This is a genomic window from Paenibacillus vandeheii (genome assembly GCF_030433635.1).
Taxonomy (GTDB): Bacteria; Bacillota; Bacilli; order Paenibacillales; family Paenibacillaceae; genus Paenibacillus; species Paenibacillus vandeheii.
In genome coordinates this window covers 146,763-173,285 of the sequence record NZ_JAROCD010000003.1, presented here as the reverse complement: position 1 = coordinate 173,285, position 26,523 = coordinate 146,763, and the positions used below count along the sequence as shown (strand labels likewise).

Annotated in this window: 24 protein-coding genes and 1 tRNA gene; 3 read left to right on the top strand and 22 right to left on the bottom strand. The window is 46.0% G+C overall.

Annotated features, from left to right (window positions below; genetic code table 11):
* Window positions 1–206 precede the first annotated feature (206 nt).
* The 4 genes from P5G61_RS06335 to nrdR all read right to left on the bottom strand — a co-directional run bounded on the left by P5G61_RS06335 (window position 207) and on the right by nrdR (window position 2,641).
* Window positions 207–728, bottom strand: a complete 522-nt coding sequence (locus tag P5G61_RS06335) for a MarR family winged helix-turn-helix transcriptional regulator (protein ID WP_301245554.1) — start codon at window positions 726–728, stop codon at window positions 207–209.
* Window positions 729–784: 56 nt separating this feature from the next.
* Window positions 785–1,594, bottom strand: coding sequence for an alpha/beta hydrolase (locus tag P5G61_RS06330; RefSeq protein ID WP_301245990.1), 810 nt, complete (start codon window positions 1,592–1,594; stop codon window positions 785–787).
* 321 nt (window positions 1,595–1,915) lie between these two features.
* Window positions 1,916–1,988: transfer RNA gene (locus P5G61_RS06325), tRNA-Ala, on the bottom strand.
* A 185-nt stretch (window positions 1,989–2,173) separates the two neighbouring features.
* Window positions 2,174–2,641, bottom strand: a complete 468-nt coding sequence (nrdR, locus tag P5G61_RS06320) for a transcriptional regulator NrdR (RefSeq protein WP_301245552.1) — start codon at window positions 2,639–2,641, stop codon at window positions 2,174–2,176.
* A gap of 114 nt (window positions 2,642–2,755) precedes the next feature.
* On the opposite strand from nrdR, the gene P5G61_RS06315 reads away from it, so the two are divergent.
* A complete protein-coding gene (locus P5G61_RS06315; RefSeq protein ID WP_301245550.1) occupies window positions 2,756–2,977 on the top strand; it encodes an alpha/beta-type small acid-soluble spore protein in 222 nt (73 codons plus the stop codon).
* A gap of 106 nt (window positions 2,978–3,083) precedes the next feature.
* Here the strand turns inward: P5G61_RS06315 and P5G61_RS06310 are convergent, their stop codons facing one another.
* The 11 genes from P5G61_RS06310 to P5G61_RS06260 form a co-directional block, all read right to left on the bottom strand.
* Window positions 3,084–3,647, bottom strand: a complete 564-nt coding sequence (locus P5G61_RS06310; RefSeq protein WP_301245548.1) for a lytic transglycosylase domain-containing protein — start codon at window positions 3,645–3,647, stop codon at window positions 3,084–3,086.
* Window positions 3,644–4,240: a dephospho-CoA kinase gene (coaE, locus tag P5G61_RS06305; RefSeq protein WP_301245546.1), complete on the bottom strand. Its 597-nt coding sequence runs from the start codon at window positions 4,238–4,240 to the stop codon at window positions 3,644–3,646. Before coaE ends, P5G61_RS06310 begins: the two co-directional genes overlap by 4 nt.
* A 9-nt stretch (window positions 4,241–4,249) precedes the next feature.
* Window positions 4,250–5,017, bottom strand: a complete 768-nt coding sequence (locus P5G61_RS06300) for a manganese efflux pump (RefSeq protein WP_301245989.1) — start codon at window positions 5,015–5,017, stop codon at window positions 4,250–4,252.
* Window positions 5,018–5,171: 154 nt separating this feature from the next.
* Window positions 5,172–6,002 carry a DNA-formamidopyrimidine glycosylase gene (gene mutM, locus P5G61_RS06295; protein WP_301245544.1) on the bottom strand — a complete coding sequence of 277 codons (831 nt, stop codon included), beginning with the start codon at window positions 6,000–6,002 and terminating at the stop codon, window positions 5,172–5,174.
* Between the two features lie 116 nt (window positions 6,003–6,118).
* Window positions 6,119–8,773 carry a DNA polymerase I gene (gene polA, locus P5G61_RS06290; RefSeq protein ID WP_301245542.1) on the bottom strand — a complete coding sequence of 885 codons (2,655 nt, stop codon included), beginning with the start codon at window positions 8,771–8,773 and terminating at the stop codon, window positions 6,119–6,121.
* Between the two features lie 216 nt (window positions 8,774–8,989).
* A complete protein-coding gene (phoU, locus tag P5G61_RS06285) occupies window positions 8,990–9,649 on the bottom strand; it encodes a phosphate signaling complex protein PhoU (protein WP_301245540.1) in 660 nt (219 codons plus the stop codon).
* A 63-nt stretch (window positions 9,650–9,712) separates the two neighbouring features.
* Entirely contained in the window at window positions 9,713–10,468 is a 756-nt protein-coding gene (gene pstB / locus P5G61_RS06280; protein ID WP_301245538.1) for a phosphate ABC transporter ATP-binding protein PstB, read from the bottom strand.
* Window positions 10,469–10,685: 217 nt separating this feature from the next.
* Window positions 10,686–11,879 (bottom strand): methyl-accepting chemotaxis protein, encoded by a 1,194-nt coding sequence (locus P5G61_RS06275; RefSeq protein ID WP_301245536.1) that lies wholly within the window; start codon window positions 11,877–11,879, stop codon window positions 10,686–10,688.
* 152 nt (window positions 11,880–12,031) lie between these two features.
* On the bottom strand, window positions 12,032–12,760 hold the full coding sequence (locus tag P5G61_RS06270) for a response regulator transcription factor (protein WP_024629145.1): 729 nt from the start codon (window positions 12,758–12,760) through the stop codon (window positions 12,032–12,034).
* Window positions 12,761–12,877: 117 nt separating this feature from the next.
* A complete protein-coding gene (gene pnpS, locus P5G61_RS06265) occupies window positions 12,878–14,707 on the bottom strand; it encodes a two-component system histidine kinase PnpS (RefSeq protein WP_301245534.1) in 1,830 nt (609 codons plus the stop codon).
* A 405-nt stretch (window positions 14,708–15,112) separates the two neighbouring features.
* A complete protein-coding gene (locus tag P5G61_RS06260) occupies window positions 15,113–15,982 on the bottom strand; it encodes an SDR family oxidoreductase (protein WP_079345915.1) in 870 nt (289 codons plus the stop codon).
* A 435-nt stretch (window positions 15,983–16,417) separates the two neighbouring features.
* Between P5G61_RS06260 and P5G61_RS06255 the strand changes: the two genes are divergently transcribed.
* A complete protein-coding gene (locus P5G61_RS06255; protein WP_301245531.1) occupies window positions 16,418–17,977 on the top strand; it encodes a histidine kinase N-terminal 7TM domain-containing diguanylate cyclase in 1,560 nt (519 codons plus the stop codon).
* 224 nt (window positions 17,978–18,201) lie between these two features.
* On the opposite strand, the gene P5G61_RS06250 is transcribed toward P5G61_RS06255, so the two are convergent.
* The 4 genes from P5G61_RS06250 to citZ form a co-directional block, all read right to left on the bottom strand.
* Entirely contained in the window at window positions 18,202–18,627 is a 426-nt protein-coding gene (locus P5G61_RS06250) for a hypothetical protein (protein WP_301245529.1), read from the bottom strand.
* Between the two features lie 139 nt (window positions 18,628–18,766).
* Window positions 18,767–19,708: a malate dehydrogenase gene (gene mdh / locus P5G61_RS06245; protein WP_024629140.1), complete on the bottom strand. Its 942-nt coding sequence runs from the start codon at window positions 19,706–19,708 to the stop codon at window positions 18,767–18,769.
* Window positions 19,709–19,723: 15 nt separating this feature from the next.
* The gene (gene icd, locus P5G61_RS06240) at window positions 19,724–21,016 is read right to left on the bottom strand and encodes an NADP-dependent isocitrate dehydrogenase (protein ID WP_024629139.1); all 1,293 of its coding nucleotides are present in this window, start codon (window positions 21,014–21,016) and stop codon (window positions 19,724–19,726) included.
* Window positions 21,017–21,168: 152 nt separating this feature from the next.
* Window positions 21,169–22,281: a citrate synthase gene (gene citZ, locus P5G61_RS06235; RefSeq protein ID WP_301245525.1), complete on the bottom strand. Its 1,113-nt coding sequence runs from the start codon at window positions 22,279–22,281 to the stop codon at window positions 21,169–21,171.
* Window positions 22,282–22,774: 493 nt separating this feature from the next.
* On the opposite strand from citZ, the gene ytvI reads away from it, so the two are divergent.
* Window positions 22,775–23,878 carry a sporulation integral membrane protein YtvI gene (gene ytvI / locus P5G61_RS06230; protein WP_435874079.1) on the top strand — a complete coding sequence of 368 codons (1,104 nt, stop codon included), beginning with the start codon at window positions 22,775–22,777 and terminating at the stop codon, window positions 23,876–23,878.
* Between the two features lie 111 nt (window positions 23,879–23,989).
* Here the strand turns inward: ytvI and P5G61_RS06225 are convergent, their stop codons facing one another.
* The 3 genes from P5G61_RS06225 to pyk all read right to left on the bottom strand — a co-directional run bounded on the left by P5G61_RS06225 (window position 23,990) and on the right by pyk (window position 26,461).
* Window positions 23,990–24,391, bottom strand: a complete 402-nt coding sequence (locus P5G61_RS06225; protein WP_301245521.1) for an FxsA family protein — start codon at window positions 24,389–24,391, stop codon at window positions 23,990–23,992.
* Between the two features lie 7 nt (window positions 24,392–24,398).
* Window positions 24,399–24,905 carry an acyl-CoA thioesterase gene (locus P5G61_RS06220; protein WP_301245519.1) on the bottom strand — a complete coding sequence of 169 codons (507 nt, stop codon included), beginning with the start codon at window positions 24,903–24,905 and terminating at the stop codon, window positions 24,399–24,401.
* Between the two features lie 128 nt (window positions 24,906–25,033).
* A complete protein-coding gene (pyk, locus tag P5G61_RS06215) occupies window positions 25,034–26,461 on the bottom strand; it encodes a pyruvate kinase (protein ID WP_301245517.1) in 1,428 nt (475 codons plus the stop codon).
* Between the last annotated feature and the right edge of the window lie 62 nt (window positions 26,462–26,523).

Genomic DNA, 26,523 nt, shown 5'->3' with positions numbered 1-26,523 from the left:
CATCCGGAGTACATTCTTCCCAAAGTAAAAGTTTCAGAATGGATAATAAATAAACGACCGTTCCCCAGTACTACTGGGAAACCGTCGCAGCTTCAATGTTGTCTGACAGTCCTGTGTCCTGTCTACATGACAGGACTATGACCATCAAAAGTATTCACTTAACCTAGTAATGACTTATTCAACTTTCAATACATGATGTGCCCTTCTTAATCACGATTCGCATCAATTTTGATGAGCTTTCGCGGTTCCTGTTCTTTTTCACCATACCAGAGCAACACATCGGCAAACAAATCCATAATGCGTATAAAGCTTTTCTTGTCAGCCTCTGAAATCGTATCAGCATACTGAAAAATATCATCAAAGCACAGATCACGAACAAATTCAGTATATTGGGCATACGCGTCGCGTCCATTGGCCGAAGGTTTGACATAAATGTCCTTGCGATTTCCACTTAAATGGTATTTTTCGAGTAATCCTTTTTCCGTTAGAACCTTCACATTTTTGGAAAACGTGCTGCGGCTCACGCCTAGTCGTGCTGCCATTTCCGACATTTTTTCTTCCTTGTCCTCCGCTTCCAGAATGTACTCCAGCGTCTGAATCTGCGAAGCGGAGAACGTCATATTCGTACCATAACTTCGCTGCAGCTTATACGTGTTTGAGTATGCATTACCATACTTGATGATCTTTTCAATAAGTTCCCGATGGTCGCCCATCCAGTCTAATTTCATGAATAATCCCTTTCACCTTCAGAGTGTCTCTATCTCTCTATTCCAATGTACTGAATTTAAATATGTTTTTCAATCCATGTGATCGCTTCCTCTATGACTTCATCCCGATTAGGTTCATTAAATATTTCATGCATGAGATGTGCATATATTTTCAGCGTTTTATCGGTTGAGGCAATATCACCGTAAAAGTCGCGCGAATCCTGTTCGCTCACCAGCCCGTCGTTTGCTCCATGCAGAACAAGTACAGGATCAACAAACTGCTTCGAATGTGTTTTTAACCAGGCCACTCCATTCCCCAGGCTATTAAACAAATCCACGGAAATCTGCTTTTCTACGAGCGGATCATTCACGTAAGCGGATACAACCTCCGGATCACTGCATACGCCGCTACCAAGCTCATTGGGAAAATACGTGCCCGGGGGAAGATCAAGTGGCAATTCTCCGGCAACCTTCGTATTGTAACGAGTTAACGCTCCGGATAGAACAATCCCTTTTACTTTACCTGGATATTTCGTTCCAAATGAAGAGGTTGCGAAGCCACCCATACTATGCCCAATGACAAAAAGCGGAATGTCGCCGCTCTCTTGCAAGGCTGCTTCAACAACCACATTTACATCATCAATGATCTGATGAAAATCACTGTAGAACGTACGCCTCCCTTCTGATCTTGCATGACCACGATGGTCAAAACGATATACGTTAAAACCACGTTTGTTTAGTTTATCGGTCAAATAATCATAGCGTCCGGCATGCTCACACAAGCCATGAACAATGACCACGGCTGCCTTGGCACCGCTTACAATATTTCTGCTAAAATAAAGCTGAGTTCCGTCAAAAGATTCAATTGTTGTCTCGACATGGTTCATCATTCATTCCATCCTTTCATTGTGCTCAAGCATCAACCCGCATAACCGACTTGAGCCATTTTGTTGATACACACTCTTCATACAGTATCCATAAAGCTTACAGCGACAATAATTTCATATGCGAATTATATTGTTTCTTACAGAAACAATATAACATCAGTTTTACACGCTGTCCAGATTAATACGACCAGATCGAGAATAAAATGCCGTATCCGGCCCATTAGAACGTGAACTACAGGCTTGTTTCCGATGTAATAAGCATGCATAGAAAAAAACCGCCAAACACTCGGAAATCCTTGTGTTTAGCGGTTTTTTTAGTTATGGAGCCTAGGGGGATCGAACCCCTGACCTCATCGCTGCCAGCGATGCGCTCTCCCAGCTGAGCTAAGGCCCCAAAATATGAATGTAAACGGTTGTCCATCTCTGCTTCATTCCGCAGGCGACTCCTATATCATATAAAATACAGCTTTGGCTGTCAACAACTTTTTGTTGGATTTAAAGTGATTGGAGAAGAACATCCTTTTTACTGGAACACACGTTACGGTAACCCCAGATTGCTCTTCTCCCTTACCCGCTTCATTAATCCTCGATGTCTTCTTTGGACAACAGGGATTTCAATTCTTTCATGAACATATTGATGTCTTTGAATTGGCGATACACCGAAGCGAAGCGTACATAAGCTACTTCATCCACAGGAAACAACTGTTCCATCAGCAGTTCGCCAATCTGGCGGCTCTCTACTTCAGCATCCGCTGTATTTCGCAGGGACTTCTCCGTCTCGGATACCATCATCTCCAACGTCTCGACCGAAACCGGACGTTTCTCACACGCTCGTATTAGACCACGAAGAATCTTGTCCCGGCTAAACTCCTCCCGACTGCCATCCTTCTTGATAACGATCAGCGGTGTTTCTTCAATCATTTCAAAAGTTGTAAATCTTCTGGCACACTGCTCACACTCACGACGACGACGAATCGATTTCGATTCATTGGCCGGCCTTGAATCAAGCACCTTGGTGCCCAGATAGGCGCAATAAGGACATTTCAATTCAGATCACTTCCCATGTTTTACTTTTACCACAAATTCCCTGTAATCATTTAGTTATGAAAATCGTATTGGCGACACATAATACTTTTACCAACCGCGAGGAGGTGAACAGCAATGGCACAAAGCAATGGTAACTCCAACAACCTGGTGGTAACTAAAGCTACCGCAGCTCTCGAGCAAATGAAATATGAAGTTGCTCAAGAACTCGGAATCAGCATTCCACAAGACGGATACCAAGGTAACATGACTTCTTACGAGAACGGTTCGATCGGTGGATACATCACGAAGCGTCTGGTAACAATTGCAGAACAGCAATTGGCAGGTCAATACCAATAATATCTGCATCGTAATACGGTAATACAGAGGAGCATGGAGCGGCCGGTGAATAACCGGTCTGCTCGGTGCTTCTACTTATTTTGGACCATGCCTAGAATGTCTTCTCTTAGAACGTATTATAGATCTTTACATATTGATTATAATAATAAATAACGCGTTGTACATAGTGCCGGGTCTCACCAAACGGAATATCCTTGACCGTCTCAAACGAGCCGTCCCAAACACCATCCCTCAGCCATGAGTTTACTTTGCCCGGACCAGCATTGTACGCAGCAATCATAGCCGTTTCATTCCCGTCAAATTGATCGGACAGATTACGTAGATACCAGGTACCCAACTGGATATTTCTTTCAGGCTCGTGCTTTAATTCTTCCAATGAGGTGCCCGGAATTTTGGCTTGCTCCATAATCCAGTTCGCGGTGTCGGGCATAAGCTGCATCAGCCCAATGGCCCCTCTCTTGGATTCTTTGCTTGTCTTAAAATTGGTTTCCACCTTGATGATGGAGGCTATAAGAAACGGATCAACCTCATAACTCTGAGACTGTGCACGAATCTCTTCCTTATAATGAATCGGATAGAACCATGACATCCAGTTCGTATTCAGGAACAGCACCAATACAAAAGACACAAACATCAACAACAATACCCGTTTTTTACGCAGCAATCTCATAATAGACCTTTACGATGCAAAAATGAAATAATTTGCTGCTCCGTCTCTGACCACAAGCCGCTGTTATCAATAACCACGTCAGCCCGCTGCTTCTTGTCTTCAATGTCCATCTGTACGTCAATACGGGCATCTGCTTGCTCCACTGTCATTGCGTCTCGGCTCATCAGTCGTTCCCGCTGCACGGACCTGGGGACATATACAACCATCACTTCTTCAAAGCCTTCTTCCAGCCCTGACTCGTACAATAACGGAATATCCGATACGACAAGCTTGTCCGGATGTTCAAGCTCGTATATCGCAGCACGTTCACGCATCTCCTTGCGGATTGCAGGATGTGTAATAGCCTCCAGCGCTTTGCGTTCCTCTGGATCCTGAAACACAATACTGCCCAGCTTTTTCCGATCTAGTGTTCCGTCCTCATTCAATATGGCTTGTCCGAACCGCTGAACAGCCGCAGCCAGAATGGGATGCCCGGGCATCATGACTTCCCGGGCAATAACATCTGCATCAATGAGCAACGCTCCCTTACTGGCGAGAAAGGCGGAAACACTACTTTTGCCTGTCGCGATCCCGCCGGTTAAGCCAATATTCATTATTTCACCTCACAACAACTTCATTATTCCCATAATCATTAATAAAAGCGCAGGTAGCACGGATAATCTTCGCATCCAACTCAGTGCAGCAAATCGCAACCCAACCCTCATGCCCAATGACAGAAATACCCCGCTAAACAACGCAATAACTAGTGCAGTCCACAAGGTCGGGAATCCCAATAAGGCGGCCCCCAATCCTGCGCCGAAAGCATCCAGAGAAAGAGCAATACCAAGCCACATCGCTTCTTGAACGGATATACTTCCCGAATTGTCCATATCCGCCTTTGAGGGGCTACGCAGAATCTGAATGACTACCCCCAGCTTCCGCAGCTCAAGTGTAAAGACCATTCGTTCCAGAGATCCTCCAGAAGCCGATTGCTCAAGCTCAAGCGCGAGCACCTGATTTCTGCCTTTCGACTGAGCTTCTTGTGGGGATTGCGCACCACTTCGAATTGTTCCTGCTCCCTCACACAATCCGTTGTCTGTTTCCAGCTGTTCCTTGCCTCGTTTTCGAATCAGTTGCAGCAACGACCATGCGCCAATACCGATCAGAATAACCGCTCCAACAATCGAAGCCGCATCCGGAGATACCACATGGGACAGAAGTACACCTACTTGCATGGATAACGCAATAACCAGACCCGAACAGATGGAAATGACGACAATGGATAACAGCGGAATTTTAGTCCTCCGCAGCCCATATGTAATCCCGACTCCAAAACCATCTAAACTAAGCGCCAAAGCAAGCGCCAGTAATGAAATAAAATGATGCAGCACCCCGCATTCCTCCCCTGTGCGGAACTCGTTCCAACCGGCGGCTGCCAGTATAGGTATACGCCCGCTTATTTCTGCCATATCAGTATATGGAGGGAGGAGTCCAAGGGTGCTACAATTTAACGATTTCGTTCATGCTGCCAAACCCATCACCGATTTAGAGCAGCGGCTGACACTTCGGACAATAATGCGTGCCCCTGCCGCCTACTACGCTCTTCTCGATTAATGTGCCACAAGTTGCACAAGGTTCAGATTTGCGTCCATATATTTTCAACTGATGCTGGAACATTCCCATCTCGCCCTGCCCATTAACATAGGACTTAATGGAGGAGCCACCTGCATTCACCGCATCCTGCAGCGTAGCTACGATCGCTTCATGCAGCACGGTTAGCTGCGCTTCTGTCAATGTCTTGGCAATGGTCTCTGGATGAATGCCTGCGCGGAACAAAGCCTCGTCCACATAGATATTCCCGATGCCGACCACATATGCCTGATTTAACAACACTGCCTTAATTTTGGTTGTCCGTTTGCCAACAGCATCACGGAATGCAGCCACAGTAAACGCGGGATCAAGCGGCTCCAGCCCCAATTTTAACAAAGGTTTGGATATCAGTTCTTCCCCAGCATTGAAGAGATGCATTGTACCGAATTGACGCACATCCTTATACCGTAGTTCTGTTCCATCGGTAAAGTGGAAGATGACATGGGTATGCTTCTCCACTTCCTCATGCTGTTTGTATACCCCGTACCTTCCTTCCATCCGCAGATGGGAGACGAGCACCAGCCCGTCCAGCAAAATACGCAAAAACTTGCCTCTGCGCTCCACACCGATCACGGTATGTCCCGCAAGTTCCATTGCAAATGCATCTATGTCGTCCGGCCGCTGAATAATCCGCGGCAAGCTAACGGTAACTGAGTCAATGGTCTTGCCAACAATAAGTTGATTCAATGTTCTTCTGACTGTTTCGACTTCCGGTAATTCCGGCATGATGTTCTCACCTCCCCTACATTATAACGGAAGATAGCGCTCAGCGGGACCCCTTCTTGTGTCAAAAACAGTTGAAAAACAGATTGTAAAATAACGGAAAACCCGCTGGGGATCCATTATTTAGCCTCGTACCAGTTTTCCCCGTAGCTGACTTCCGCTTTCAGCGGCACAGACAGCTCCAATGCGTTTTCCATCACTGAAGGAACCAATTCTTTCATCAGTTCCAGCTCATCCGCAGGCACTTCGAATACAAGCTCATCGTGCACCTGAAGCAGCATACGGCTCTTCAGCTTGCGTTCACGCAGCGCTTCATCCATCTGTACCATGGCAAGCTTGATGATATCTGCCGCAGTTCCCTGAATCGGCGTATTCATCGCTGTCCGTTCCGCAAAGGAACGCAGGTTAAAGTTGCTTGCATTGATTTCTGGCAGATAACGACGACGTTCCAGCAGCGTTTTGACATAACCATCCTGACGCGCTTCCTTCACAATATCGTCCATGTATCGGCGCACACCCTGAAACACTTCAAAGTATTGATCAATGAACTGTGCCGCCTCCTTACGCGTGATGTGCAGGTTCTGCGAAAGGCCGTAATCACTGATGCCGTATACAATCCCGAAGTTAACCGCCTTTGCAGAACGACGCATGTCTCCATCCACCTCTTCTGGCTTCACACCAAACACATCTGAGGCCGTCTTCGTATGGATATCCATGTCCTGGACAAAAGCTTCCTTCAGCCGCTCATCATCTGAAATATGGGCGAGTACGCGCAGTTCGATCTGCGAATAGTCTGCTGCCAGGATAGACCAGCCCGGTTCGGAAGGAACAAACACCTTCCTGATTTTACGTCCTTCCTCCATACGAATTGGAATGTTCTGCAAGTTCGGGAACTGGCTGCTCAGACGTCCGGTAGCTGCAATCGTCTGCCGATAGTACGTATGCACTTTGCCATCCTTCTCTGAAATCTCTTTGAGCAGTCCTTCTACATATGTGGATTGCAGCTTGGCAAGTTGACGATATTGCAGAATGTGCTTGACGACATCGTTATAAGGAGCCAGCTTCTCCAATACTTCGGCGTCTGTAGAGTACCCTGTCTTTGTTTTCTTCACCACAGGCAGACCGAGTTTATCGAATAAAATCTCACCCAGTTGCTTCGGTGAATTCAGATTGAATTCCGTACCGGAAAGCTTGTAGATTTCCGCCATCAACCTGCTTATATTTTCTTCGAACTCACTGCCCAAAGCCTGCAAATCTGCCGTATTAGCCTTAATGCCCTGTTTCTCCATATCAGCAAGAATACGTGACAAAGGCATCTCCAGGTCATGGAAGAGTGCGTTCATCTCATTGCTCTCCAGCGCCTGCTCCTGGAGTGGAATAATCGCTGCTACTGCGGCTGCTTTACGACACAGAAAATCTCCGAGTATATCTGCCTCAGGCACCCTGTATTTTGCACCTTTGCCCATAACCGTATCATCCTCAACAAGGGAAGGCAGACCATACTTCGTAGTCAGGCCGCTAATTGTCTGATTCGATTCGGTTGGATCAAGCAAATAGGCAGCCAGCTGCACATCAAAGGACGCTCCTGCAAACTCAATCCCATGCGCATGCAGCGCCAGGTCAACACGATGCAGGTCATATCCTCGCTTGGGTTGTTCTGCATTACCGAGCCATTCTCGTACTGGAGCTGCTGCTTCAGACTGAAGCAGCTCGGGAGACAGGAATGTATAGGTTCCGGCTGAACCTACAGCAAGTCCAATCAGTTTTGCCTGATGCGGGTTATCGCCATGTGTCTCCACATGCAGCACATCAATGGATCCGAGTGAGCCGAACAGATCACTAATCGTTTCTTCTGTTGCAATGGACGATTCCACCGCAGCAGCTGGTACGGCTTCCTGTTCAGAAGCTACACTTCCACGGAAAGACAGACGTTCAAGCAAAGACTTGAATTCGAGCTTGGCCAAAGCCGGGCCTGCCAGTTCCTCTTTTAATCCGGCGAACTGCATATCTTCCCACGTTTGCTCCAATGGAACTTCACGATGAATCGTGGCAAGCTGCTTGCTCATACGGGCATCTTCGGCATGAGCCTCAATCTTTTCTTTCATTTTCCCCTTCAGCTCACCTGTGCCGTTTAGAACTTCCTCAACCGAGCCGAACTGATGCAGCAGCTTCAAAGCCGTCTTCTCTCCGACACCAGGAATGCCCGGGATATTGTCAGACGTATCGCCCATCAGGCCTTTGAGATCAATAATTTGAAGCGGAGTGAGACCATAGCGCTCCTTAATCTGAGCAGGATCGTACAGCTCAATCTCGGTGACCCCTTTACGTGTAAGCCCGATATGCACATGTTCAGACGCGAGCTGCAACATATCTTTGTCACCCGACACAACGAGAACCTGTCTTCCCGCTTCATCTGCCCGTTTTGTTAATGTTCCGATAATGTCATCCGCTTCAAATCCTGCAAGCTCAAACTGGGCAATACCCAAGCCTTGAAGCAGCTCTTTCAGGAGTGGAAATTGCTCTGACAACTCCGGTGGTGTTTTCTCCCGGCCACCCTTATATTCCTGATAACCTTCATGTCGGAACGTGACTTTACCTGCATCAAATGCCACCATCACATGTGTCGGTTTATGTTCTTCCAGTAACCGCAGTAACATCGTGGTAAAACCGTATACCGCATTGGTGTGCAAACCTTTCGAGTTCGTTAACGGCGGCATTGCAAAAAACGCCCTGTAAATAATGCTATTACCATCTATGAGAATAAACTTGTCCATTCCAGCACCTCACGTATCGTATCGTCAATCCTTCAATTACCTTTACTCTCATGATACCATACACACCAGTTACAAAAAAAAAATCAGTCGATTTTTATGTCATCATCTGACCTGCAGAAAAAAGGAACCCCCTCCACAGACAGCCTGTATACAGGCCACCCAAGAGAAAGTCCCTTTATTCCGTACGAATTACCCGAATTTCACTAATACAGTTACCTATTGATTCAAATCAGGGCGTTTTCCTGTTACCAGATACACCGTGCTCTCACCAATGTTTGTTGCGTGGTCACCAATCCGTTCGATGTAACGCCCTACCATCATCAAGAGCATCGCTTGTGAAGCCCTATTCGGATGGTCTGTCATGAACGAGTAAAGATCACTGATCATATGGCTGTACAATTGGTCGACCTGATCGTCGGTCTGAGCCATTTTGTAAGCCAGATCCGTATTTTCTTTCAGGAAGGATTCGATGGATTCATCAATCATGGCTTTCACGATTTCAGCCATTCGTGGAATATCCACCAAAGGTTTAATCAGCTCCTGCCCTTCCATGCGAAGTGTCACTTTCGCTACATCCAGTGCGAGGTCACCCATTCGTTCCAGATCACTTGAGATTTTGAAAGCAACGATAATGCGTCTCAGATCCTTTGCTACTGGCTGTTGTGTAATGATGAGCTTGGAACCCAGTTCCATAATCTTGTCTTCCAAGGCATTCAGATTCGCATCATTCTTGATGATGACCTGAGCTTTCTCGGCATCCATTGTCCGTAAACTTTCAATGGCACCATCCAGCGCCTTTCCTACATGCTCACCCATTTGCCGAAGCAGTGTGCGCAGTTCCTCAAGCTCTTGATCAAATTCTTTTCTGCGAATCATAGATTCCATGTCCTCCTTATCCATCATCTCCGGACACACCGGGATCGTTCGAACTCAGTTTGCTTATCCGAACCGTCCGGATATATAATCCTCGGTTCTGGAATCCTGCGGTGTGGAGAACAATGTTTCTGTATCGGCCGCCTCCACCACTTCCCCATTCAGGAAAAATACAGTACGACCCGATACCCGCGCTGCCTGATGCATGTTGTGGGTTACCATCACAATGGTATATTTATGATGCAATTCCTTCACCAGTTCCTCAATTTTGAGTGTCGAGATCGGATCTAGTGCAGACGTTGCCTCATCCATCAGCAGGACGTCAGGCTGGACAGCCAGGGCACGTGCAATACAGAGCCGCTGCTGTTGTCCGCCAGAGAGACTGAGTGCCGATTTTTTGAGCACATCCTTTACTTCGTCCCACAGTGCAGAATGGACCAGACTCTGCTCAACCAAACGATCCAGTTCTGCTTTTTGTGTCACCCCATGAAGTCGTGGCCCATAGGCCACGTTATCGTAGATGGATTTTGGAAAAGGGTTAGGCTGCTGAAACACCATTCCGACCCGCTTGCGCAGCGTTTCAACTTCAATTTCATTGCTATAAATGTCGGAACCGTCCAGCATAACTTGTCCTTCCACACGTACGCCTGGAATCATGTCATTCATCCGATTCAAAGTACGAAGCAAGGTGGATTTGCCGCAACCCGATGGACCGATAAACGCGGTAACCGTCTTCTCCGGCAGGTCCATTGATATATTTTTAAGCGCGTGATGCGTATCATAGTATAAATTAAGTCCTTCAATGTGAATGAGGTCTTTCATGGATGTTCACTTCTCCTTCGCGGCAGGGACAACCAGATTCCCTTACGTAAACCGATGCCAATAATTGAACTTGGCTCCGGCCATCTATAATATCCTACCCTCTCATTGTAAAAACAGTATCACTTTCATGTTAACGGAATGTAAAAAGAGACATCTTTCACACTCATGACCCCCTTATCTGATCATTGCGTATGAACGATGCCTATCCTACCTTCATTTAATCATCCGCCTGGACCATATCTTCCAGTCTCTCCCGAATATGCTCTGCCAATTCCCCAGCCGTCTTGCCTTCCATGGCAATATTTTCTGCAATATGAGACATGCCTGCTACAGCCGTGTTCAGCTGTTTGAATGCCGCCCCTCCATCGTTTACATGAACGGAGCTGCTGTTAATCTCTGCCGTGCTTGCTCTCACCAATTCTACAGTCTGTCTGGTTAGACCGCCGATATCCTCCAGCAAAGAAGACATATTTCCCGCAACCTCACGGGTTTGCTTGGCAAGTGCGCGAATCTCCCCAGCAACGACCTGAAACCCCCGTCCGTACTCCCCAGCATGTGCTGCTTCAATGGAAGCATTCATGGCAAGCAGCCCACTCTGGTCTGCTAATGAACGAATGGAACTTGCCATCCCGGAACCCATATCGATGGAACGCAGCATGTCATCAGCGTGCTTCTGCTGACCATCAATATGCTGATATACACGGTTATATGAAGCATCGACCTGACTAAGACTGCTGGCACCCTGCTGGGACAACTGTATGATCTGTTCTGCTTCTTCCCCCGCTTTTCGAGCCGCTTGAACCAGTCTGGTAACGGAATCGTTGATTCTTGTTATTTCCTTTCTGCTCTGTGTAATAATATGTACACGTTCTTCCGAGGCCACATGCTGCAGCTTACGGGAAAGGGACATGACATCCCTCATCGTCAGCACACCTAGCAATTGGTCTTCTTCCGTAACGATCAAACAATCATAGAAATTTTGCTCGCTGCGGGTCAAAGCAATGTCAATTATCGCGGTGGCTTCTGCATGCACATCGACAATGACAGGAGAAGAGTCCGCTGCATTCACAACCGGCTTCCGGTAGAAAAGATCTGCCGCAAAGCGTCCATTCAGCATCCGGTATAACGTCTCTCGCATCAACAATCCTAATGGCTGCATTTGATCATCACATAATACAATACAAGGGTACTCCTGATCCTGATTCAACAGGCTTGCCGCTTCCCCACAGGTCGTATGAACGCCAACTACCGGAACTTGGCGGCAATAGTCCCGTAATGAAATTACAATGTCTTTGGAATCCATAACTCCATCTTCATCTTTTTGTTCAGTAATGTCCGTTATGGCTTGTTCTTGTTGCGTATATAACATTTCTTTGGGCTGGTCGGGCTTCACTTCGAGCAACATGGGCATAAATGCGCAATCTCCTTTACGTATGAGCTCCGTCCTGAGATGGAATATATAGGTACAAAGTATCACTCAGACAGCTTCATCCTACTCCCTATACGTTAAGGAAAATAATTCTTTATATTAACGGAATGTAAAATAAAACTCCCCAATCATTGTTAACTCGAATGATGGGGAGTTTTTCTTTTTACAACCAATTTATAACCTACACCGCGAATCGAATCAATGTGAACCGACTCCGGGTCCAGCTCCAGCTTTTTCCGCAATGAACTGACGTGAACGTCCACCGTGCGCTGTCCTCCGATATAATCGAAGCCCCAGACCGCATTCATCAGATCATCCCGTGTAAGCACAACACCCGGTTTCTTGGCCAGATAAAGCAGAACCTCGAACTCCTTGGGACGCAGACTGATGGATTGTCCACCCAGCGTAACCTCGTACTTCAAAGGATAAATCTCAAGCTCTCCCAAAATAATGCGTGAACCGTCTTTATCCTCTGGCTGAGGCAAATCCTCACCATTCGAATAACGTCTTAACACCGCATCTACTCGAGCAAGCAATTCGGATACACCAAAGGGCTTGGTAATATAATCATCGGCACCTGATTTTAAGCCTTGCACCACTTCGGCTTCACCGTTCTTGGCTGTGAGAATAATGACCGGTGTACTGACACCCTGAATTCGTAGCTTGTTCAGAATATCCAGACCATTCATTCCAGGAAGCATCAGATCCAGCAGAATCAGATCAAAATCCTGGGACAAGGCCCGATCATAACCTGAAGATCCGTGATCCTCAGCAATAACATCATAGCCCTCTTGTGTCAGGTTGTACGTAAGCAATCTTGATAATGTTGGTTCATCTTCAATAACGAGCAAACGCTGCGCCATGGTACCCCTTCTCTCCTTGTAGGTTGTCTGTTGCCACAACACTTTCTTTATCATAGCACCTAATTGTTAACTGTGTGTAAAACAGTATATTCCTTTTTACATTCCGCTCCCAACAGGCTATATTTCTTCATCCTGAATTAATGGAAGGATAACACGAAACGTCGTTCCCATGCCAAGTTCACTCTCTACAGCCAGTTGGCCATGGTGTAATTCAACCAGATGCTTCACAATCGAAAGTCCAAGTCCAGTTCCTCCCGAATTACGGGATCTGCCCTTGTCCACCCGATAGAAGCGTTCAAAAATCCGTGGTAAATCTTTCTTCGGAATACCAATTCCTGTGTCAGACACTGCAAAGACTACTTGTTCTTCTTCCTCATTATGTTCCACTGACACTTGCAATTTTACCCTTCCACCCTCCGGTGTATAGTTAATGCCGTTGGATAACAGATTAATAAAGATCTGCTTCATTTTATCCTCATCAGCTTCAATATACAATTCTTCAGGAACATTCATCTCCAGACGAATATCTTTCTTCTCTGCCACCTTAGACAGGGTACCCAGGACCATCTCGAAGAACGAATGCACATGCACAGGTGAACACTGCAGCGGAGCCCGTTTGGATTCAATTTTGGATAACTCCAGTATATCACCGATTAATCGGTTCAGTCTGTCACCTTCATCATATATGATCTGCAGGAATGAACGTTCCGTCTCTTTGTCCTGTACCCCGCCGCTAAGAAGCGTTTCAGCAAAACCTTTGACCGCAGCCACAGGCGTCTTGAGTTCATGAGATACGTTCGCTACAAACTCACTGCGCATCGATTCAAGCCTGCGGATCGCTGTTACATCCTGCAGGAGGAATAGCATCCCCCGATAAGCGCCATCATCTTCAGACATCGGTACCCCATCAATGCGAATCAACTTTTCAACCGGATTGAACACACTCACTTCTTCATGCATCGGTTCTCGCAGTGCAACACTCTCTTCAACAGTTCGCGTCAGCTCATAATGCCGCTTTAATTCAACATATGGCTTGCCAGTAACGCGCTCTGCCTGAATGCCAAGCATACGCTCCGCTTCCCGATTGACCAGGGCAATGGATTGACCTGCATCAATCATGATAATGCCCCCTGTCATGTTGGCAAGGACACTTTCCAGCAGCGCTTCATTATCCCTGATCGTCTTCAACTGCATCTGAAGGCTGTCTGCCATTCCATTAATGGCAAGCCCCAGTTGGCCAATTTCATCATTACGGGTTACGTCCACCCTCGCATCATAGTCCAGCTTGGTAATACGGTGAGCCACCTTCGTAATATGTTCAATCGGTGATGTCAGCCCCCGCGCAACCCGGTAACTGACCAGAGCCACAATCAGGAACAGAAGTCCAAGGGTGAAAAACATTAAAATCCAGCCCTGCTGAAGTCCTTGATCTACATCTTCAAGACTCATGGATAAACGAATATATCCGTCAAATTTCCCGCTGGGTAACTCAATCATGTCACTTTGATCTGAATTCACAGGAAGCGCCACATACAGCATATCCTGCCCCAATGTTTCGCTGTAACGAATCGATTGACCATAGCTTTGCCCAACCGCTTCTTTAATCTCCTGACGGTCCAAGTGGTTGTCCATGGACTTAGGATCGCTCTCCGAGTCGCCAATGACCGTTCCGTCTTTATTAATAAAGGTTACCCGTGAATCCGTCAGTCGATCCAGTTCCACAGCACGTTCTGTGTAATATTTCTGTGTCTCTGCATTTGTCGGATCGGTTGCATCATGGAACGGGAACGTTGCTTTCAGCAAATTGATCTCACGCACCATCGTTTTCTCCAGTGCAGTGATGTGAGTAGTTTTAAACACTCTGCCCATCGTATAACCAGCCACAATGACGGAAATACCGATCAGCACCATCATGATGATGGCAAGGCGAATTCGGAAAGGTCTCATCTATCTCTTCCTTTGTTGTAAAATTAATAATTAACATATCCTAACGCTTCGTGTTTCATTTTGGACGAGATGCCAAACATCGCACAGTCCACTCCATATATAGTGCGTCGCATTTTGTTTGCTCATCTTCATGTGAGCGCCTCCGCAGCTTACTTCTTCGGTCTATATCATATCACAGATAGCATGAAGATCCTGCCATTTTTGATAAGGAGCTAATCAGCGAGTTGTTATAGGACTATCTCCACGCAAGACTATAGATAAAATATCATGGTTGTATCAACGCCGATACCGACTTTTGTAAATATGATCAAAATCATATCCATTCCAATTATATGCGCATAAAAAAAGACGTACCGACCAGCTTCCTGGACGATACGCCTTCATTTCGAACATTTCGTTGATCGATTATCCATTCACCACTTCGCCACCATTGACGTGCATAACCTGACCGCTCACGTAGGAAGAATCATCAGAAGCGAGATACACGTAAGCTGGAGCCAGTTCATCCGGTTGTCCGGGACGTTTCATTGGCTGAGTAGCCCCAAATTCGCTCACCTTTTTCTCATCAAAGGTGGATGGTATGAGCGGGGTCCAAATAGGTCCTGGAGCAACGGCATTCACGCGAATTCCCTTCTCCACAACGTTCATCGACAAGGAGCGTGTAAATGAAGTGATTGCTCCTTTGGTAGATGAATAATCAATCAACGTCGGATTTCCGCGATATGCGGTAATAGAAGTCGTATTAATGATGGTGCTACCTTTTTTGAGATGCGGCAGGGCAGCTTGTGTAATGTAAAACATACCGAAGATATTGGTACGGAACGTGCGCTCCAACTGTTCTGGTGTAATATCCTCCAACTGCTGCTGTGGATGCTGCTCGGCTGCATTATTCACCACAATATCCAGCTTGCCCAGTTGATCCACCGTCTGCTGCACTGTGCTCTTGGCAAAAGTATTGTCACCAATGTCCCCGGCAATGAGTATACATTTACGTCCTTCCTGTTCGACCTGACGCTTTGTTTCCTCAGCATCCTCATGTTCACTCAGGTACACGATCGCTACATCCGCGCCTTCCTTCGCATATGTAACGGCAACAGCACGTCCAATTCCACTGTCTCCACCCGTGATCAATGCAACCTTATCCAACAGCTTTCCGGCTGCTTTATATTGAGGTTTCTCAAACTCTGGTTTGGGGTGCATCTCCGATTCGATACCGGGGCGCTGATCCTGATGTTGAGCAGGCATCGTCTTTTGGTTTTGTGTATCGGTTGACATCTAGTATTTCTCCTCTCAAAATGGAATGTCTGATCTAGTCTCATTCTGTAGGATGGCATGAACAGTACAGATTATTCCTTCTTTCAAAGGTTCATCCTCCAAAGTCGCTGTATTTCGTCTTCGATATTTACTTACCACACCCTTTTGGAGGTCAAACAGAAAAATCCCATGATGATCTGATCGCTTATTTCATTCTCTAACAGACATCCTTCCATTGGAGGTAAAGCCGTAATGGATTGGCCCAGCTTCCCAAACATTCAAAATTTTTTCAAAATTAGACTGTTTCAGCATCCAAATTGGTTTCCTATGCCGTATAGGCTGATGTACAATGTACAGTATACTGATAAGCTTTAAACTACATTTATCAAGCTTAAATGAGGCTGTTCTATAATCCCCACGGAGCAAACATTCTGATCTAATATGGAGACCTAACCCATGGAATCGCACATTAATTCTTATATAACACTTGTAGCAACATCAGCAGTGCTGAATGTTTTTCTGTGTTTATATACTTATGTTAGAAGAGCAGAAATCCCTAGTTCGAAAATATTCATACTCTATACAGCAGCTCTGTCTGTGTACACCTTCGGATACGCGATTGAACTCGCCAGCAATACTCTGGAGCAGATGAAGTTCTGGACGACCGTAGAATACATCGGCATGCCTTTCTCCGCCTCGCTTGGGCTGCTGCTCATGATACAATACACAGGTAAAACGTTATCCAAAAAAGGGACTGCGGCACTGTTTGTAATTCCTTCCATTACCTTGTTCATGGTGGCAACCAATGATTATCATCATTTATTTTATAAAAAAGTGTGGCTAAGAGAAGACAGCTCTGTCCCCCTAATAGAAATTGCCATAGGTCAATGGTACGTAGTTCATGGTGCATTCACCTTTTCCTGTCTATTGTGCGCCTGCCTTATTCTCATCAGACAATGGAGACATACCAAAAAGATGTACCGTCGTCAGCTACTTACACTAATCACCTCACAGATTATTCCCATGGTAGCGGCCTTCATATATTTGCTTGGTCTGACACCAGGTGGAATGGACCCCGTCCCGGTTCTTATGTGCATAACATCCGCAATGTATATATGGGCTATTCTATCCTCCCGTCTTCTAAGCATCGTGCCTATTGCCAAGGATAGTATCTTTGAAAGCATGCGTGAAGGAGTTATCGTGCTGGATAGCACCAATCGTCTCGTCGATTACAACAAATCTCTACGTGATATGCTGCCTGAGCTTGATTTGAGTATGGTGGGTCAATATTTGAACGATATTTGGCTATCTCTTGCGGGAGAGACTTTTCCCGTGGAATATGGCCGGGAAGGCCTGCAAACGGATTTGTACTGGCAATTAAACGGAGAGACCGTCTGTTACCAGGTCAGAACATCTTATGTGTATAACAAAGAAGGACAAGCCGTTGGTACTCTGATTATGCTGATTGATATTACAGAACAGCGTTTCCTGCAAGAACAACTGAAGCAGCTGGCTTACTTCGATGGCCTCACCAAAATATATAACCGTACACAGTTCCTGCTTCGAGGACGGGAGATACTGAGTGAAGCCCAGCTTAATCTGCAGCCTGCGGCCTTTATTTTATTTGACATTGATCATTTCAAACGAATTAATGACACCTATGGACATGACGTTGGCGATCAGGCCATCATTCACGTAGTCTCTGTATGTAATCGTTATCTGAATCCGGAGATGCTGTTTGCACGTTATGGAGGAGAAGAGTTTGTCATCGCTGTTCCCCATGCATCCCTTCAAGATGGTGAGTTGCTCGCCCAGAAATTACGCGTGGCCTTGTTGAATGACCCGCTGGAGGTACAGGGAACTCGTATTCCACTGACTTCAAGCTTCGGGGTGGCCCAATATAATGGAGGGTCCGATTCTCTGGAATCCTTGCTGCGCGATGCCGATACGGCCCTGTATGAGTCCAAGCGTAACGGGCGAAATACCGTATTTGCCCACGCTGTGAGCCTAGGGTGAAGAATGTAGAACTTAACTGTGTTAGTCATATAAACTGTAGATTCAATACTATCACTTTGCTGGTTGTCAGATATTTCTCCAGCCGAGCGAACAAAAATAGACAGCCTCATAGGCTGTCTATTTCAATACGTTTCAATACCTTATTTTCTAATTCGGCTTGTCCAGCGTCTGAAGTGCAAACGCTTTAAGTTCAGCAAGCAATTAAAATTCGTTCGCAGCTGTTCTTAGATCACCTGATTGTTAACCATCAGATACACCATAATGAGCAGGAAGATGGCAAGCAATGTGCTGAACGTACGAATCTTGCTTTGCTCTGCATTAACGTCACGATTGCTTTTCACAGCCTCTGCTGCCAAACGAAGCGGTTTGCCCATAATCCCACCAATTGCTGCAATCGCGAGCAGCAGAACGACAACTACGCCCATCCACAGATAGGAATACTCACCTTTGGTCATCAAGTAACCGCCCGTAAGAAGTTGAATCACCAGTCCATACTGCGCAATACGATTCAATGAACGGAGTGATGCAAATGCCCCTTCCTGGGCCGCTGTACTCAGGGTACGGATTTTGCCAACCACGAAAGGCAAGACCAGATAGAATCCCATCGCCAGTGCTCCAATAATATGAAGCAAATACATAATCATTGTCAAAATGTCCATCCTCCTCAAAAATTTCAGTTCAGTGTGTTATACATCACATCTCATTATACTGGGGAACTTATCCAAAGAAAAGAAAACCTCCGGATGATCCGAAGGTTTTCTGTGTATTCCTGTCAAAAAGTATTCAAACTTACAGGTTTACTACTGAAATGACGTTACGAACGGAATCAGCAGATTTGTCGAGTCCCGCTTTTTCTTCAGCAGTCAGTTCCAGTTCAAAGATTTTTTCAATTCCGTTACCACCCAGAATGGTTGGCACGCCAAGGAACAAATCATTGTAGCCATATTCCCCTTCGAGGTAAGCAATAACCGGAATAATTCGTTTTTTGTCTTTCAAAATGGCTTCGGTCATTTGCACCAAAGAAGCTGCCGGTGCATAATATGCGCTGCCGTTTCCAAGCAGGTTTACGATCTCACCGCCGCCAACACGTGTGCGTTGTACGATGGATTCGATGCGATCTGCCGGGATGAGAGTGTCGATTGGAATACCACCAACGCTGGAATAACGAACGAGTGGTACCATATCGTCTCCGTGGCCGCCAAGAACGAATCCACGGACATCTTCAACCGATACATTCAGCTCTTGTGCAATGAATGTGCAATAACGTGCAGTATCCAGAACACCGGACTGACCGATTACACGGTTTTTAGGAAAACCAAGCGTCTGATAAGCCGCATATGTCATTGCATCCACCGGGTTGCTTAGAATAATGACGATGGAATCAGGGCAATATTTTTTCACATTTTCACAAACAGACTTCACGATACCTGCATTCGTGTTGACCAGATCATCACGGCTCATACCCGGTTTACGGGCAATACCTGCCGTAATAATAACAATCTCCGAACCTGCAGTATCCTCGTAGTTGGAAGTACCAACGATATTGCTGTCGAAGCCCTGAACAGGACTCGCTTCCATCATATCGAGCGCTTTACCTTTCGTCGGGTTTTCCAATTGAGGAATATCAACCAGAACAACATCCCCGAGTTCTTTTTGGGCAAGCATCAAAGCCGTTGTAGCTCCGGTAAATCCGGCGCCGACTACTGTGATTTTTTTGCGCTGAATAGTCACGATTCACATCTCCCCTTACAGGTTTTTAATGATTTGATCAGCAAATTCAGAACATTTCACTTCAGTAGCGCCGTCCATCAGACGTGCAAAGTCATAAGTAACTGTTTTGTTGTTGATGGATGTCTCCATACCTTTGTAGATCAGGTTAGCCGCTTCTTGCCATCCCAAGTGCTCAAGCAACATAACGCCGGACAGGATAACGGAACCAGGGTTCACGACATCTTTGTCAGCATACTTAGGTGCAGTACCGTGAGTAGCTTCGAAGATAGCATGTCCTGTTACATAGTTGATGTTCGCTCCTGGAGCGATACCAATTCCGCCAACTTGTGCAGCCAGTGCATCGGACAGATAGTCACCGTTCAGGTTCAACGTTGCGATAACATCGAACTCGCCTGGACGAGTCAATACTTGTTGCAGAGCGATATCGGCAATTGCATCTTTCACGATGATTTTGCCAGCATCTTCAGCTGCTTTTTGAGCAGCATTTGCTGCATCTGTGCCATCTTTTTCCTTGATGACATCGTATTGTGCCCAAGTGAACACTTTGTCAGCGAACTCTTCTTCAGCAACTTCATAACCCCAGTTTTTGAAGGCACCTTCAGTAAATTTCATGATATTGCCTTTGTGTACCAATGTAACGCTCTTACGGTTGTGATCGATGGCATACTGCACTGCTGCACGTACCAAACGTTTGGAACCTTCAGAGGAAACTGGCTTGATACCAATACCGGAAGTTTCAGGGAAACGGATTTTGTTTGCACCCATCTCCTGTTGCAGGAACTGGATCACTTTTTTCACTTCTTCGGAACCTTCTGCATATTCAATACCAGCATAGATATCTTCTGTATTTTCACGGAAAATGACCATGTCTACCAGTTCAGGACGTTTAACCGGAGAAGGTACACCATCGAAGTAACGGACAGGACGCAGGCATGTGTACAGATCCAGTTCTTGACGAAGTGCGACGTTCAGGGAACGAATTCCGCCACCGATTGGCGTAGTCAGTGGTCCTTTGATGGCTACGATATACTCGCGAATGGCTTCAAGCGTGTCGTTTGGCAGCCACTCCCCGTATGTATCGAAGGCTTTCTCGCCAGCAAACACTTCATACCATGCGATCTTTTTGCTGCCGTCATATGCTTTTTCAACAGCTGCATCCAATACGCGCTTGGAAGCTTTCCAGATGTCACGGCCTGTACCGTCACCTTCGATGAATGGAATGATTGGGTTATTAGGTACTTGCAGTGTACCGTTATCAATTTGAATTTTTTCGCCTTCAGTTGGATGAGCAAATTTTTCTAATTTCATTCGTATAATTCCTCCTTGAGATTCGTATGTGCAGTATGATAACACACCGCTTGTCTTAATTGGAGGAAGGGTTATGAACATGCGGCCCGTTTTTAGCCGACAGGTTTCAACCCTTCACCCCATCCTTGTTTATTATACTGGTTTTGACAGCATTAGCGAAGTTCAATCGAAACGTACTTCTGATCTGTTGGGCCTGTGTACTCGGCACGCGGGCGAATAATACGGTTATCCGCAAGCTGTTCCAGAATATGAGCAGTCCAACCTGACACCCGGCTGATGGCAAAGATCGGTGTAAACAATTCCTGTTCAATACCCAGTTGGGTATATACGGAAGCGGAATAGAAATCTACATTTGGCTTCAGGCCTTTTTGTCCTGTCACCAGTTCTTCGATCTTCACTGACATATCATACAGGCGTGTATCGTTGTTCATTTCGCCCAGTTCCTTGGACATCTTTTGCAGATGTTTGGCACGTGGGTCTCCATTTTTGTATACACGGTGTCCAAAGCCCATGATTTTTTCACGGTTGTTCAGTTTTTCCTGAATAGCCGTTTCCAGACGTTCAGGCGTACCAATTTCAATCAGCATTTTCATAACGGCTTCGTTCGCACCGCCATGCAATGGTCCCTTCAATGCGCCAATCGCTGAAGTTACACCTGAATAGATATCAGAAAGCGTAGCTACAGTTACACGCGCTGCAAATGTAGAAGCATTCAATTCATGATCCGCATGCAGGACAAGTGCCTGGTCAAGAGCCTTAACAGCGGTCTCGGCTGGTTGTTCTCCAGTCATCATATATAAAAAGTTTTCTGCGATGGAAGCGCCTTCTTTTGGAGCCACAGGTTCTTTGCCCTGACGGATACGGGCTATAGCTGCCACAATAGTTGGCAATTGCGCTTGCAGCTTAACCGCTTTGTTCTCATTCGCTTCCGCTGTCATCTCGTCAGCCTGCTCATCGTACAGAGCCAGTGCGGATACTGCGGAACGCAGCGCTGCCATAGTACTCATGTTTTTCGGATACAATTGGATTTGTGCAATTAACTCGCTCGGAATCGGCGCGTAATCGCTCAGGCTTTTGCGAAGGGATTTCAGTTCATCCGTAGTCGGCAATTTACCAAACCACAGCAAATAGGCAACTTCTTCAAAGCTTGCATGTTCAGCCAGATCGTCAATATCGTAACCACGGTATGTTAGCACACCGTCTACAATGGAGCTGATCGAAGAGGTTGTTGCAACGATGCCTTCCAGACCTTTGGTAGCTGTCATATTACATCTCTCCTTTAATAAACGAAATCAAGAACCCATCCAGAGTGTCATCTACGTGCCTCAAACGCACTCGTCCTTCTTTTGTAACCATTTACATTTTAAAATTAATAAATACCTCAATACCGGTTTTCATATCTGTCAATCGGTATTTCCTTCTCTCATCATACTGGATTTTGTCGTTTATGTGAACATGATGCGAGGTCATCCGCACATCAAACTTCTTTATCAGACCGATAAAGCATTTTTGAAAACCTTTACAAAAACAAGGTTGACATTTTATTCTTTTTATATAAAACCATGCTATTAATCAAGTTTCTATTGCTATATTTTGTGATCTTAAGGCATACTCTAGGCAAAAGAAAAGAACTAAACCGACGACATCCTGGCGTTTCAAATCACTGGTTTTGCTCTATATTAACTAGATAGCTTCCTGTGCTTCCTTCATGGTTGCTTGAAATGGAATAAGGAGAGTTGATGCTTGGACAGAATCATAATGAAACGCCTGCTGCGCGGCTTATGGGTTATTATCGCGACCATCCTCATTGCCGTTGCCATATACCTGCTATTCCCGCTGTTATATCCTTTTGCCATTGCCTGGATTATTGCTTATGCGATGAACCCTCTGGTGAAGTTGCTTCAATACAAGGCCCGATTTCCTCGCTGGCTAGCTGTGACCTTGTCACTAATCATTTATTTCGGGGCCATTGTGATCATATTGTCCGCAGCTGTAACCCGTATGGTAAAAGAAGTCATTTCACTCACGACGAGCTTCGACCTTCATGTCGATGAGATTAAGGCCACGTTCGTCCGCTGGACCCAGAATGACACGATTCAGAATTTAATTGGGCAGATCAATGAATTTTACAAGGAAAATCCCAACTATCAGGAGACCATTAACAGCAATATTAGCAAAACAACCGAAACGGTAGGTACAGCTGTAACGGATCTGGTCACCGGATTTTTCAACATGATTCTGAACCTGCTCACTTCTCTTCCCAATATGGGAGCAGTACTCATTGTTGTTCTACTGTCAGCTTTCTTTATTAGCAAAAGTTGGAACAGACATAGCATTACCGTATCAGGCTGGGTGCCCTCCTCCATTCGCAAGCCGATTAGCGACATATGGATTGATCTGAAAAAAGCACTGTTCGGTTATGCACGGGCCCAGTTGATCATGATCTCCATCACCGCATTATTTGTCATGATCGGACTGCTTGTGCTACAGGTTAAGTCTGCCTTCACGATCGCTTTGCTTATCGGTTTGGTGGATCTGCTTCCTTATCTTGGCGTTGGCCTGGTGATGGTTCCCTGGGCGGCATACCTGCTTATGAATGGTGACCTGTATCTGGGGATAGGCATCAGCATTGTATATCTCATTGTGCTGATTGCCCGCCAAATCATTGAACCCAAAGTTCTTGCCAGCAGTGTCGGCCTGGACCCTCTCGCCACATTGGTTGGCATGTTTGTCGGATTGAAGCTATTCGGTGTACTCGGTTTGATCATCGGCCCTGTCAGTCTCGTTATCCTTGATGCATTTAATCGAGCGAACGTCTTCCGGGATCTGCGAACATATATTATTAACGGGCGTGTCCGTTGAATTCATAATTTCTGTTTTAGGTCATCCGCTTATAATCAAAATTAAAAAAGGCACCGCTCATCAGACTGAATCTGGTGGTGGGTGCCTTTCTTTAACTAATTCTGGTATATCTTATCGTTTTGGACCGCGATAAAACTTAATACTGCCGTTTCGCATTTTCTTCTCCAGCCATCCTAGGAAGAATAAACGGTACACTGAACGTGTTATGGGAAACAACAGTGTAAATCCGATCAAATCTGTGATGAAGCCCGGAATCAGCAGTAAGAAACCGCCGACAAAAATAAAAAGTCCATCTACCATTTTTCTTCCGGGCACCTTACCGCGCTCCATCTCGGATTTGGCATCGATAAGTACTTTTCGTCCTTCAAACTGCAACATTGCTATACCGATCAAGGACGTGAGAATCATGAGAAGCAATGTCTTTCCGGCTCCAATCCAGTCACTCATAAGAATAAAACCAAACAGTTCAATCACCGGAATGATTAATAGCAAGGCCCACATCCATCTTCGCATTTACGTATTACCCCTTTCCTGAAAGCCACACTTTCTCAAGTGCGCTGTAGAGCTCAGAAGCTGCCTTATCCAGCCTGACTGGCTTCCAGTCCCCATTGACCCATACATGCTGGGTAGAGCCTGTAACCAATCGTTCACCAGGAAGGGACTCATCCGATGACCATACTCGTTGCCCGGTGCCTATCTGCTCATTGAGATCTGCATTCATGCGCCTTATGTCATACTCATAGTTCAGTCGCAGACCGCTAAATGCAGCAATACGGGTGAAAATGATGATGTCATCATCATACCGGGCAGGTCTATGATATTTCACATCCAGTCCAGTTACCGGAAGCAGTAACCCCTGTTCCTCCATTTTACGATATGTATACCCCATTTGGCGAATCATCTCGGTTCGACCGATTTCAAACCAATTCAAATAGTTGGCGTGATAGACCACACCCATCTGATCACTTTCTTGATAACGCACGCGAAGGCGTGCCGTGTACCAGTCGCCATTGCTTTGTTGCTGCATGTTACCGGCCTCCTTCGATATACCACTTCTTACGTATTTAGCAGCAGTAAAGTGTCATAAAGATGGAAAAAAAGCAACGGGACGCAAACGCCCCATTGCTTCATTCCTGCTGCTTCTCGTCCAAACAATTATGCGTTGTTTGGAATTTGGCTTACTTTGATCAAGTTGGTGGAACCGGAACGACCCAAAGGTACACCCGCTGTAATGACAACCAGGTCTCCTTCTTTTACTAGTCCGGATTTCACGCCGCCTTCAATTGCATTTTCAAACAAAGCGTCAGTGGAATCAACAAGTCTTCCTTTGACTGGTGTTACACCCCAAGCCAAGCAAAGACGACGGGAAGTTCTGTCTTCCGTTGTCACCGCAATGATTGGAGATTCTGGACGATATTTAGAAATCATGCGTGCTGTATGACCGGATTCAGTCGAAGTAATGATCGCTTTAGCGTTCAGATCTTGAGCTGACAGGGCAACAGATTGGCTGATTGCTTCAGTAACTGTTGTTTGTTGAGCAACACGTTGTTTCAGATACAGCTCTTGGTAAGGCAGAGCGGATTCTGCTTTTTCGGCAATACGGGACATTGTCAGAACGGATTCAACTGGGTATTTACCCGCAGCTGTCTCACCAGACAACATGATCGCATCTGTACCGTCGAAGATCGCATTGGCTACGTCACTTGCTTCCGCACGAGTTGGACGCGGGTTGCGCTGCATGGAATCCAGCATTTGTGTAGCTGTGATAACCGGTTTACCTGCAACGTTACATTTTTCGATCATGCGTTTTTGTACCAATGGTACTTCTTCGGCAGGAATTTCTACACCCAGGTCTCCACGAGCAACCATCAGGCCGTCGGACACTTCAAGGATTTCATCCAGGTTGTCCACACCTTGTTGGTTCTCAATTTTGGAGATGATTTGGATATGTCCGGCATTGTGTTTCTCAAGCAATTCACGAATCTCAAGAACGTCACTTGCTTTACGAACAAAAGAAGCCGCGATGAAATCGACACCTTGCTCGATACCGAAGACGATATCGTTGGCATCTTTTTCGGTAATACCCGGCAGAGAAATGGCAACGCCCGGAACGTTAACACCTTTTTTGCTTTTGATTGTACCGCCGTTAACGATACGGCATTTGATCTCGGTGCCTTGCACTTCCACCACAGTCAGTCCGATCAGACCGTCGTCGATCAGAATTGTAGATCCCGGTTCAACATCACTCGGAAGATCTGTATACGTAATGGAAAGACGTTCTTTGGTGCCCAGAATTTCTTCTGTAGTCAAAGTGATGTACTCGTCTTGAACCAATTCGATCGGCTCCACTTCGAGTTTACCTGTCCGAATTTCCGGTCCTTTGGTGTCCAGCAGGATCGCTACTGTCTTGTTCAGCTCTTCGCATGCTTGGCGAATTGCTATGATCCGTCCGCCGTGCTCATCGAAATCACCGTGGGAGAAGTTCAAACGGGCCACATTCATACCGGCCATAATCAATTTTTTGGTGTTCTCCAGCGATTCGCTGGATGGACCAATCGTACATACAATCTTTGTTTTGCGCATTTTGGGTTTCCTCCGATTTTAAAGGTCTATCTTTTTATCTCTTTTTCTTTTTCCAACTATTA